This is a genomic window from Desulfosporosinus sp. I2, assembly GCF_000960765.1.
Classification (GTDB): Bacteria; Bacillota; Desulfitobacteriia; order Desulfitobacteriales; family Desulfitobacteriaceae; genus Desulfosporosinus.
Map to the genome: position 1 here is coordinate 1 of NZ_JYNH01000157.1, position 11095 is coordinate 11095.

Consider the following 11095-nt stretch of genomic DNA (forward strand, 5'->3'; position numbering starts at 1 on the left):
AGCCGTGTCAAGGGCTCCCTGGCCACTCCGGTTGGAAAGGACGGCCTTCGCCCTGACAAGAGCCACCGCCGTTTTTACCTGTACCTTATTAATAAGGTTTTGCATAGAAAAATCCTCCTTCAATATGTTTGATAAAAGCAGTGTACAAAACACTGCTTTTTCAGATTTCTGCCTGGGCTACTTGTAGTAACCGATAATCAGGTTCAGGGTCGCCGAGCCGAGTACGGCACCGATACAGGACACAATGGCAACCACAATACGGTTGTTCCACTTTTTCGTGTCCATCTCGTCGGCGGCGCTGCGGCGGATGAAGAAATAGATGATCAGCAGGCCCGCCACCACTGGAGCCAGCACCATCAGCCAGGTGGTGACATCGCCGATCAGCTTTTCCGTCCCCGTGACAATCTTGCTGCCCTGAACGCCGTCAGCGGCGTAAACCGGCACCGCCATCATCGACGTTGCCGCTAAGACGGCAGCGACGGAGGTCCGGACTTTCTTTAAAAGTCCTTGCGGCCTTTTTTATTGCGTTTTTCAGTTCCATAAAATCCTCCTTTCCTCAATCCATATCCGCTTCACTGACCACTGATTGGCCTTTACCCTCCGCGGCCTTTTGCTGGAGCTTGCGCATGATGTCCTTTTGATAGTAGACCCAGATATTCCACAGAGCGATTTCCTTGCCCACGTCGGTGATGACCGGGCGTTTCTGCTCCCGTTCCACCCGCAGCTTCCGGTTATGCTCCTTATCCCCCAGGCCCAGCATTTTGTTAAAATACCACTCCGACAGGTCGGGGGAAAACATGATGGCGGGATGGGTCCGGGACGTGACGATCTGGTAGGGACGGGAAACCCGCCGCACTTCGTCCACATTCAAAAGCTTGCGCTCAATCAGGCTGATGCTGTGGGAGCTTGACGGGGTGGTGTTCTTTGCATGATTGGCCGATAGCTGATAGCTGGAAACGGTATAGGTCCCCAGCTTTTCGCTGATCTCCCGCAGGGTGTCCATGTCATCAGCCTGTAGATAAACCCAGGTCTGGCAGTTGGCCTTGATGGTATCCGAGATGTTCTCATCGTATTTTTCTTTCAGTTGGGAGAAGGACTGAATAAACAGGTTGAACCGCATCCCGCGCCCGCCGCCGACTGTGAGTTTGTTCGTAAAATCACTTATGGTGGTGAAATTTCCGAATTCGTCCAGCATGAAGTTGACCCGCTGCTTGAGCCGTCCACCTCTTGTATCTGCCAGATTCGCCAAAAGCTCATACTGCTGCGACACGATGAGGGAGGCCACTGGATAAAAGGTGGTCTTTTCGTCCGGCAATATGATGAACAATGCCTGCTTTTCCTGCCCGATGTCCTGCAATTCAAAATCGCTGGTATGGGTGATGGAATAGATGGATCTTGAAGTGAACAATCTGAGGGTTGTCAAGGCGGAGGTGTAGAAGCTGCCCCTTGTCCTTGACGGCGCTACATCGGAAATGGAAAGCAGCGCCTTGGCGGGATGTGAGGGTGGAAGTTTTTTGACGTACTCTAAGAGGGGCATTTTGTTTCCGATCATCTTCACCATTTCGGCGATAAACCAGTAGACATTGGTGAGGTTCTGGTAATCGGGCCGGCGTTTGTTATCGCACACCACGCAGAGGATGGCAGCGGCAATGATGGAGCATTCGCCGTTTGTCCAGATTTTTTCGCCTTCCGGCTTGCCGACAAAGTTGTTGGTCAGATCCCAGGCCAGCATTTCCGCCCTGTCGGTGTCGTCATGGTTGACCGCATTGATAATTGGCTGCAACAGATTGTATCGCATACTTTTGGCAGGAGTTTTAAAATCCAGCACCAGCACCCGGTAGCCGAGTTTTTCGAGAAATTCCGCGGTGTAGTCGTACAACTCCGCTTTCGGGTCACTGACCACTATGGATTCCCCGGCCAATCCTAGGGTGCAGATGGACTGCACCACCAGGTTGCGGGTTTTGCCGCTGCGGGTGGCACCGATACACAGCAGATGGCTGTCCTCGCCTACATAATAGATGTGCTCGTTATCGCCCTCCTTTTTCATGCCAATCACAACGCCGCCCTCGCGTAAAGCAAAGGCGGCGTCTTCATCGGTATCCGGTTTTGGTTTAGGGATTGTCTTGGGATGAAATATCGTCCTCAACCTCCTTTTCTGTCCTTCTTGTTTTTCAGGAAGTCTATATTATCATAACCGCCTTTGATAAGCGCCTTGATAACCTTGTTGTGGGGATTTAAGGCAAAGCTTGCAAAGGCTTTGTCCTTTTCGGCGTCTTTGAGCCATCGCGCCGAGCCGTGCTGGTACTGTCCCACCGCAACGGGCGTCTTGATATCCGGGGTAATTTCCGTCAAATCCGACTGATAGGGCCGCAGGTTGGTGAGAAAGTACATCACCGCCAGAATCAGCATGAAGCCCTGCAAGCAAAGATAAAGAAGAAAATGTTGTTTGCTTGAAAAAAGACTGACAAGGCATTCACCGATGGGCAGCAGCTTCAATACCGTCATCTGCCTTGACAGCAGCCCATGAATGGCGGTTGAGAAAAAGAGATTGACAAAACCGCCGGTCAAAACTATCAGGGAGCAGATTATCAGTTTGGGTCTTGTTTTCATAGCGTCATCTCCAGGTCCTGATCCTGTTCGTTTATCAGCGTTTCAGCGACTTCATTTTTTACAGGTGTGTTTTCAAGCCACTGCTTTAAGCTTTCCGGCCTGACAATGCCAAGAAAATCCGCGCGTTCCCAACGGCATTCCTGTCCTGAAAACAGGCTTTTGGCATAAACCGCCTGGCCTCTTGCCCCAAAGGTACAGCCAAAACCGTTATAGGCGATCCATAAGCTGTTTTCAGCCGTGCGGCGGCTGGTCATCAGCGCTTCGGGATTCAGCACCAAAATTTTGTCCTCGTAATCCATTTCATTGCTCCTGAGAATGCAATCCTCTGTATCGAGGGCCTTGTTTTCCTGTCTTATCTTCAACCCCTCCTCCATATGATGATCTAGAACATAAACGATGGGAATATTCAGTTTTGTCGCCAGATCAATCTCACCCTGCATACCTTGCGTAATTTCATCCCCGCAGCACCACATTTCATCGCACCGCCTCAAAAGCGCAAGTCCCATTTTTAAGCCCTTTTCCCGCTGTTCGGGAATGTTATCCTGAAGGTAGGCGGTAAATATGGCATGGGGAGCAAGGGGGACGGCATCGCATCCCGCGGCATATTCGCAGTATCGGTTCGCTTTTTTGATGTTTTCCTCCACCACTCCCCGCAAAGGGGAGCAGATATAAACCAGCTTCAATGAAAATCACCTCACAGTTCCAGTTCAAATTCGATCTCGTTGAAGGTTTCAAAACCCGTATCGTATTCCGCGTCGTCAAGCTGCTTCAAGGCTTCCTGCCTTGCGATAAACTCCGGGTCGGTGACCAGTCCCTGCCGGACCAGCTCGTCTCCCACCAGGGAAGTAGAAAGCTCATCAGTAAAGCACAGGTTTTCACCCTCCGGTTCACCCCTAGCGGCAACCGCTTCGGGCAGTATTTTTTCAGCGTCCGCCTTTGACATCATAATGCCCTTGCTTTTGTCGCCCACAATCTCATAGATGCCAAAAGCTATTTCACCACAGGTGATGATATTGCCCCATAGGTTAGCGTTGGGCCTGCTTTCCGGCATGGATTCCGCCTCCCTCCGCATACGGCATAAAGGCGACAATGCTCAGATAATCCTCGCCCAGCCGCAAAATCAAATCGTCCTGATGCTTTAACACCGTATCCACCGTACTTTCGGGGCAGTATTTCAACAAATCCTCCACATACTGCCCCACCTCAAGACCAATGGGCTTTTTCAAGTACTGTTCGTCCGTCATATTCTCCAGCCGTTTGTTCAAGTCATTCTTATAGGCCAAAAACCTCGCTATGGCAATGGTCTGATTTCTTTTGCTGCCCATGCGTCACCCTCCAATCTCCGCATCCATGTCCTGTCGGAATTCGCCTTCAAAATCAAAGTCGTAGTCCCTGTTTTGCAGTTCGGGTACAACTTCCTCGATTTTCTCAATCATCCTGCCCAGCTCAAGCATTTCGTCATTGTTGAGATACTCGTTTTTAATGGACAGTTTTACCAGATTGGAGTGCAGGACCATCAGCTCGGTTTCGGTAAACAGAGCCTTTTCGTCCACCAGTCCGCTTCGTTTTGCAAAGTCCTGTCCGGCAAATTCCTTATTGTAGAAAAACTGCCGTTGAATGATCTGGTCAGTTTCCGGCACAGTCCGGTAGGTGGAAAACACATAGCCGAAAAGGTGGTGCTGTTTGCAGGTCATGGTTACGCCGTTATAATCGGCCAGCTTGTAGGAGCCGTTGGGAAGCTTTTCATTGTCCTCGGTATAGGGGCACTCGGAACAGATACCGGCTCTGACCGCCGTGACTTTCGCCGTATCGTTGATGAGGTTCAAAACCTTGTCCTTGACTGCTACAAAAGGATTTTTCTCAATGGTGTCGGCTTTGGTGTAAAAGGCGATGAGCTGCTTTTTATAGTAGATGTGGGCCAGGTAGTCGGAGGAATCGGAACGCCTCACCTCAAATCCCTGCCTGGAAAGTTGCTCAAAAAACTGCTTATAAAAATCAATCTTGCTTCGCATAGTCACACCTCCAATTCGTTTTCCTGTTCCTGCTCAGGCTCCGATTCTTGCGGATGCATGTCACAACAAGCTTTTCAAGCCTTTGGGTCATATCTTTCAAGTTCGTATAGCCCAGTTTCTGCACCCGCCCGATAAACGCTCTAAAAAGCGGTTCGCTCAATTCTTTCATGGCAAGTATCACTCCTTTCGCAATTGCTCTCGCATTTTTTCACGTTTTAAAAAAATAAAAATACCCCGGCTTCTCTAGCCAGGGCATATATTGTATAAAAATTTATCGTTCCAGTTCTTCTTCATTTGTCTGATCAGCCGTTAGCTCTCTTTGCTCTGTTTTCTGCATGATGAAAGGTTGTATGGTATTGTAAAAAGCTTCCGCGTTATCAATCTGGCTTTTTGCTTCTTCCTGGCTGATTTGTATAAAATCATCATAGTCGCTTTTCTCTCTGAGCCTGCTGGCATCCCCAATCATGCTGGAGTAGGTGGAATCAAAAACACCGGTTTTAATATAGTCCTTTCGAAAATTTGCAATAACTGCAGAGTGTTTTTTAAAATCCATACCGTCGAGAATCAATAAGGCGCGAATGGTGTGGAACATGGAGTAATAAGCCCTGTTTATACAGGCTAAAAAATGACCGGCACTAAAATCATGTTTTGCTGTTTCTAAATCCTCTTTAGCCTTTTGCAGCCTATACCGTGATAATTCTTCTTTACTATAATCAGGCATTAACTACAACTCCCTCGTTTTGCACGTTTGCATAGAAAGGCAATACATTCTTCCAGTTTTGAAAATGATTATAGTCCTTTACTATGACGGATAGGACAACATCATAGTGTAGTTCTAAATCATTACAGTATTTCCACAGCTCCTGTTCAAAAAGTTTAGTTGTATGATCGTCGCCATTGACAAGGACCATGACATCAATGTCCGACCATTCTTCATAATCGCCACGCGCATAGGAACCGTATAGTATAACTTTAACAAGTTTATCGCTTGCAATTTCTTTCGCTTTATTTGCCAATAGGGCAACTATTATATTGATAGTTGTTGGCGTGTGCATTTTTGAGTCCCCCATTTCTATCAAATCGGATACTTTCCAAAGCTCATATTAATCTATCTTCTTCAGTATAGAGCAACACTTCCTCACCGTAAATTCTTTTTAAGAAGCTTTCACTCAAAGCACTGGTTGTCAGCAGATCAACATGGACATCTCCAGATGAGATAGCTTTGTCGCCATCTTGACCATTCCTTCTTTCGCATAGAAGATATTCTTACAATTATTATACATTGCCATGTTTTTACAGTAAAGGTTTGCCGTACAAAGTCCATGGCATAATTGATTCCCAGCCAGATTGTTCCGGTTTATGCACATCTTCTTTACCCAGAGTCTTTCTCCAAAAGTTTCTTAACATAATCGTTCTCCTCTAACTATAAAAGGTTTCCAGGATTTTCACGGTTACCGTTCCAGGCCCCTGTCCTTATGCTGCAAGTACCATTCCTTTTTTGCCGTTTTGGAAAGCTCGGTGCTCATGGCTTTCTGCTTGTCGTCATATTCCGTATCAAGGCTTACGATGTTCTGTTCCAGCATCATCAGGATTTCACAGATCATCTGCTCGGTATAGTAATGCTTCCTAGCCTCGGTGTACTCCATATGGGACAATTCCCGTTCCTTGTTCAGCATGGCTTTGATCACACCCAGCAGCTTGTTGGCAATCAGCTTTTCCGCTTCCTTGACTGCCTTTTGCCGGTACTTTTCGGTATTCTCCGGGTCGGTGTTGTAGAGCATGGCCAGGGCGCACTTGCTGTCCGCGTAATCGTCGATCAGACTGCGGATATACTCGTTGCCGTTTTTCAGTTGGTCAACAAAGGCGTGCACCTCGGCTTTGACTTCTTCGGGCAGGAGCTTGTAATACAGGCGGCCTTTCTTCGGCATTTTATTTTTCAGGTCGAACAGTTTGACAATCAGCGGAGATAAATCGGTGTCTCCGAGGATGCCGTCCAGGGAAGCCGCGCCCAACTCGTCCGCGTCAATCCGTCCCACCAGCTCCTTTAACCGTTTGTATTCCTTAGGATGGGCCGCCCTAACGTACTCATCAAATTCGGATACCAATTCATCGGTGACGGCCTTGATGTCGCCTTTGGCTTTGTCCTTCACCCTGCAATACTGCTCGATCTTATCCGCAAAGGTTTCCTTGATGAGCTGGATGCGGATGCTGTCGGGGATTTTGGGGTGGACGTAGTTTTTCATCACCCTCTGGTTTTTGTCCCAAAAGACGACGTGGCTATGGGGATGGATGCTCTCGTTGTGGTGGGCGCATACCCAGGACAGGTTTTTTATGCTGATGCCGTTTTTTTGTGCCAGGGTTTGGATATGCCGCTCGATGTACTGCTCCCATGCCTTGTGGTCGTTCAGCCCCAATTCCATGGCGGTTTCAGGAGCAAAGGAAATGATGCTGCGGAAGATGTTGACCTTCTTGTAGGAAAGCTCCCGGACTTCCCTGGCGACTTCCTGCCAGGTTTCAAACTCCGCCAGCTCGCCGGGGGAAAGATTGCCGAACAATCCATGCCGCATTCCCTCGTTTTTGGTAGCGCCGGGACGGGTGGCGATATAGCCGATATGGGCATAGTTGCATTTGGGGGTTTTTCGGTAATTGGGATTTCTAAACCGCTGCTTATACATCAAAATCGACATAGGCCGGGGTCCCTCCCTTTAGCTCGGTGACCGCCTTTTTCATTTCCTCGTCATCCAGAAAGGCTTTGAGGGCGTCGCCGCTTTTCAGGTTGGCATAGGCCAGAGCGCGTTTCCGGGCCAGGCGTTCGATTTTTTCAAAGGAGGAATAGCGGTCGGTATCGATGAGGTCGGCAATTAGAGCAATATTGGCATAGTAGCCTGCCGCCGATATGATGGTCATGCGGTTGATCATCCCGGCCAGGCGATTGCCCAGCGCCTTGATGGATACGTCGATTTCCTGGTGGATAATAGCGGTGATGAGGTCGATGTTTTCCTCGTAGCTTTCAATCGCCAGGCCCTTTTCTATATACTTGCGGATTTGCTCGTTGCGGGAAATATGCTCCCGGTCCGCCTTTTTATCAATTTCATCGCACATATTTTTTGTAAGATAGATGGACGTGGTGATTTTTTCGACCTGTTGTTTACCGGCTTTTGCCATACAACCACTCCTTTCGCCCCTTAACAGCCGTTTAAAGCTCCCATTCATCTTCCTCCTGAGCGTCCGGTTCTAAAAAATCAAACTCATCCAGGTCTGATTCATCAAAATCCGAAATGTCTGCATGAAAATCTGCTTTATCCTCCCCGAGCGCCTTATTGTTATTCAGGGGAATAGCATCGTAGCTTACACCCCTAGAGGGCTGCGGCATACCCTCCTTCTCGGCCATTGAGTGATATTGGCTATTGGCAACAATAATATGGTCCAGTACACTGATCTGGAGCGGCGCAAAAATGGATATCAGTCTTTCGGTGATATCCCTGTCCTGAATTGACGGAATCCGACTTCCCCCAGGATGATTGTGTGCCAGGAGGATGGACGTGCAATCGCAGTCAAGGGCCGCTTTCAAGATCATTCTCGGATAAACTGCTGCTTCTCCGATGCTTCCCTCGGAGAAGATCCTGGTCTCGATGATGTTGTTGCCGGTATCCAGAAAAGCAGCCATAAACTTCTCCCTATCCTTAATGCCGCCCAATAAGGATGCAAAGTATTCTCCCGCCACCTTTGAGGAATCAAGTACCAGCTTGTTTTCATTCTCCTGTAGCTTGAGAAGCCGATAAATAGAGATAAATTCGTTCAGGACATGGATTTTTTCAAGCTGCTGTTTATTAGGGTCGATGGTATTGGGATGCTCCAGCACATTGAAGAGATTGTTTTCAGCCGCATATTTTTTCAACTTGCTTTCGGCAATTCCCGTAAGGCGAGTGATACCTTTTATGAAGCTGGAGGCGTGAGCCTCATCATAGTTTTTCTTCACGGTTTTGCACTCCCTCCCGGCTTTTCAAGCTTTTGTAAATCAGGTACTGCTTCTTCTCCCATTCCAAACAGCACCATTCTGACCGCCTTCAGCTTTTCAAAAACATCTTCTGAAAAACCGAAAGTCTCAAGGTTTCTGAAAAACCCATTGGCTCCGTAATCTTGGAGGCCTCTGTTGATTTGTTCCGTGATATCCGAATCAACTTCAAAGAGCTTCTCTAAAAGCCGGGAAGCTCTTTCATAGTCTTTTTGCTTTATTGCAAATTCTTGTTTCATCATCGTGAAAACTCCTTTGGTTTATTCGATTTTTACGCCATAGGCAAACAACACCGGCCTCATCCCCAGCCCGCCTGTTTCCACAGGCTTCATACAATACTTCCACAGCTTCGGGTGCGTCACTTTCAACCGTTGAAATCGGTTCGGCTCTTTCTCAAGATGGCATCCAAAGCCGCAGAAGACGCAGCCGGTACGCTTGCATAGGGTTGTTTCCAGTAGGGGCGGGTCAAATAAAGAAAGCTGCCCGCTTGCTGGTACGACTTCGCCGTAGCATTTAGCAATGGGCAGCTTTTCTATGACGATATACTGTAAAACATCCTGCTCCGTCCAGATGGAGATGGGGCGGGATTGGGGCCGCTTCAACTTGAAGGCGTTGCAGCCGTCTTTCAGATAATTCTGTTCCCGGCGTTTGCTCTCAGCCGCTATAATACCGAGAATGGGAAACACGCCGTTTTTCTTTTCAAACGATTTCAGCGGCGATTTCTTCATTACTCCGCAGCAGTCCGCGCTGATTTTAATTCCGCTGTCAATGAGATAATGCCACTTTTGCGGGAGCTTAAAACTGGTTGGCCGTCCGCTGACGCAGATCCCGTTAATCACTTTATTGCGAATCGCCTCATTGTCCGGCGAACGCTGCAGCCGGTGGATATAGTCGGCATACTCCTTGGAGATAATGGGATAGCCGTATTTCTGCAAGACTTCCTTAAAAGGGACTTTAGGTTTCAACCATTCCACGTTGGGCATCTGCTTTACATGCTCCCGCACTTCGGGATACTCCAGACCTGTATCACAAAACGCCGCCGTCATGGACGGATACAAGCGGCGGCAAATATCCAGGAGAACAGTGGAATCCTTGCCGCCGGAATAGCTTACATAGGTTCCGTAAAGGCCATAGTAATCCACCCACTCCCGGATTCTTTGCTCTGTTAATATTATCTTTGCTTCAAGCGGGAGACTCTGGCGCTGTACCAACTGCCAGCGTTCCATGAACACCGCCTTTCGCTTTAACAAAAAACTAACAATATATATAGGGTTTTAACAACGTTGCCGACACTGTCGGCAAGCCGTTTTGACGATTTGTTCAACAAATCTATTCCTGCCTTAACTGAAAAAAACGAGGGTCTTGCGACCTTCGTTTTTTTCGTTTCGGGCTTCCCCGAATGGGGAAGAGGTGTACCAATGAAAAGAAAATTAGTCAGGGTTCCAGTTCGTCCTCCGATTCTTCCTCCGGCTCGTCCCGTGCCTCGCTTTCAAATTCGGCTTCCAGAATGGAAACCCGCATGGCGTCCAGTTCCTTCGGACTTTTGCCTTTACGGGTCTCCGTCAGGTCCTGGTTGAAATCTTTGAGGTGGGGCCGGTGGATGGCGCAGGCATAGCCCTGTTCGCCGTATTTTTCGCAGTATTTTTCTGCCGCCACCTGTCCGTAATTGGGAGCCCGTTTTCCGTCCTTGTCCCTGGCGTTATAGTCGTTGTCCAGGGCAAAGACAATTTTTTTGATTTCAGGGTGGTCCTTCAGGTATCTCTCCAGGGCGCCGTCCCAGGTACAGCCGAGGGATATGCGGTGATCCTGCTTCCAGTCCAGACCGTGCATTTTGGCAAGGGTGGCATGGCTCATCAGGTCGATAGGGCTTTCGGAAACGATGACGGTATCGCTTTCGCCCTCCACATAGAAGGGGTAGCTCTTGTCGGAATTATCTTTATCCTGCTTAAAATTGCTTTCCGTGCGGGCCGCCCGCATGGAGCAGTATTTCGGGTTTTTGTCCGTGTCATAGCCGACAAACACACAGTTGCCGTATTTTACTTCCTGGTAGATTTTCCGTTCGTTCATAAGCTTGGAGACAACTTCCGGCGCAATTCCCCGGATGCTCACCAGATACCAGTAAGCCCGTTTGAAGTAGGCGGCCTTGTCGGGTAGGACAAGGGGACCTTTTTCTGCTTTTACGTAGGGGATACGCTCCCGGACATACGGCTCGTAGCTTTCACCAATTAGCTTTGCCACCGCTTCGGTAAAGGTTTTGCCGTCATACTTCATCACAAAATCAATGGCACCGCCCTTTGAATTAGAGGTCCAGTGGTAAAAGCGGTTGCTGTCCTTGAAGATGTAGAGACCGCCGGAATTTTGGGCATGGAAGGCTTTGCGCCCTCCCTTTTCCAGCTTGAAGCCATACTGCTGGGCAAGCTCCACCAGGCTGACCCGGTTGGCCTGTTCGATAGTCTAC

Annotated in this window: 17 protein-coding genes; all 17 read right to left on the reverse strand. The window is 48.7% G+C overall.

All coding sequences use genetic code 11. From position 1 onward, the window contains the following. Positions 1–177: 177 nt before the first annotated feature. The 17 genes from UF75_RS22175 to UF75_RS22250 all read right to left on the reverse strand — a co-directional run bounded on the left by UF75_RS22175 (position 178) and on the right by UF75_RS22250 (position 11088). Complete coding sequence (locus UF75_RS22175) at positions 178–453, reverse strand: Mbov_0395 family pilin-like conjugal transfer protein (protein WP_052693530.1); 276 nt, start codon at positions 451–453, stop codon at positions 178–180. A gap of 103 nt (positions 454–556) precedes the next feature. After that, positions 557–2047 (reverse strand): VirD4-like conjugal transfer protein, CD1115 family, encoded by a 1491-nt coding sequence (locus UF75_RS22180; protein ID WP_045576729.1) that lies wholly within the window; start codon positions 2045–2047, stop codon positions 557–559. 95 nt (positions 2048–2142) lie between these two features. Beyond that, on the reverse strand, positions 2143–2610 hold the full coding sequence (locus tag UF75_RS22185; protein WP_045576717.1) for a hypothetical protein: 468 nt from the start codon (positions 2608–2610) through the stop codon (positions 2143–2145). Beyond that, positions 2607–3293, reverse strand: a complete 687-nt coding sequence (locus tag UF75_RS26565; protein WP_052693532.1) for a DUF4406 domain-containing protein — start codon at positions 3291–3293, stop codon at positions 2607–2609. Before UF75_RS26565 ends, UF75_RS22185 begins: the two co-directional genes overlap by 4 nt. Positions 3294–3304: 11 nt before the next feature. After that, entirely contained in the window at positions 3305–3661 is a 357-nt protein-coding gene (locus UF75_RS22195) for a hypothetical protein (protein WP_045576718.1), read from the reverse strand. Then, positions 3636–3935, reverse strand: coding sequence for a hypothetical protein (locus UF75_RS22200; protein ID WP_045576719.1), 300 nt, complete (start codon positions 3933–3935; stop codon positions 3636–3638). Before UF75_RS22200 ends, UF75_RS22195 begins: the two co-directional genes overlap by 26 nt. Positions 3936–3938: 3 nt before the next feature. Continuing rightward, positions 3939–4622, reverse strand: coding sequence for a hypothetical protein (locus UF75_RS22205; protein ID WP_045576720.1), 684 nt, complete (start codon positions 4620–4622; stop codon positions 3939–3941). Beyond that, entirely contained in the window at positions 4606–4791 is a 186-nt protein-coding gene (locus UF75_RS22210) for a hypothetical protein (RefSeq protein ID WP_045576721.1), read from the reverse strand. The genes UF75_RS22205 and UF75_RS22210 overlap by 17 nt, the downstream gene beginning before the upstream one ends. Positions 4792–4893: 102 nt before the next feature. Continuing rightward, a complete protein-coding gene (locus UF75_RS22215) occupies positions 4894–5343 on the reverse strand; it encodes a HEPN domain-containing protein (protein WP_045576722.1) in 450 nt (149 codons plus the stop codon). Further along, positions 5336–5677: a nucleotidyltransferase domain-containing protein gene (locus UF75_RS22220; RefSeq protein WP_045576723.1), complete on the reverse strand. Its 342-nt coding sequence runs from the start codon at positions 5675–5677 to the stop codon at positions 5336–5338. The genes UF75_RS22215 and UF75_RS22220 overlap by 8 nt, the downstream gene beginning before the upstream one ends. A gap of 129 nt (positions 5678–5806) precedes the next feature. Then, positions 5807–5989, reverse strand: coding sequence for a hypothetical protein (locus UF75_RS29670; RefSeq protein WP_207642497.1), 183 nt, complete (start codon positions 5987–5989; stop codon positions 5807–5809). 84 nt (positions 5990–6073) lie between these two features. After that, complete coding sequence (gene mobP3, locus UF75_RS22225) at positions 6074–7309, reverse strand: MobP3 family relaxase (RefSeq protein ID WP_045576724.1); 1236 nt, start codon at positions 7307–7309, stop codon at positions 6074–6076. Continuing rightward, positions 7290–7787 (reverse strand): ribbon-helix-helix protein, CopG family, encoded by a 498-nt coding sequence (locus UF75_RS22230; protein WP_045576731.1) that lies wholly within the window; start codon positions 7785–7787, stop codon positions 7290–7292. The genes mobP3 and UF75_RS22230 overlap by 20 nt, the downstream gene beginning before the upstream one ends. 31 nt (positions 7788–7818) lie before the next feature. Continuing rightward, positions 7819–8601 (reverse strand): JAB domain-containing protein, encoded by a 783-nt coding sequence (locus UF75_RS22235; RefSeq protein ID WP_045576725.1) that lies wholly within the window; start codon positions 8599–8601, stop codon positions 7819–7821. Next, positions 8598–8879 carry a hypothetical protein gene (locus tag UF75_RS22240; protein WP_045576726.1) on the reverse strand — a complete coding sequence of 94 codons (282 nt, stop codon included), beginning with the start codon at positions 8877–8879 and terminating at the stop codon, positions 8598–8600. The genes UF75_RS22235 and UF75_RS22240 overlap by 4 nt, the downstream gene beginning before the upstream one ends. A gap of 18 nt (positions 8880–8897) precedes the next feature. Then, a complete protein-coding gene (locus UF75_RS22245) occupies positions 8898–9863 on the reverse strand; it encodes a phosphoadenosine phosphosulfate reductase family protein (protein ID WP_045576727.1) in 966 nt (321 codons plus the stop codon). A 208-nt stretch (positions 9864–10071) separates the two neighbouring features. Continuing rightward, positions 10072–11088: a DUF3991 domain-containing protein gene (locus UF75_RS22250; RefSeq protein ID WP_045576728.1), complete on the reverse strand. Its 1017-nt coding sequence runs from the start codon at positions 11086–11088 to the stop codon at positions 10072–10074. Between the last annotated feature and the right edge of the window lie 7 nt (positions 11089–11095).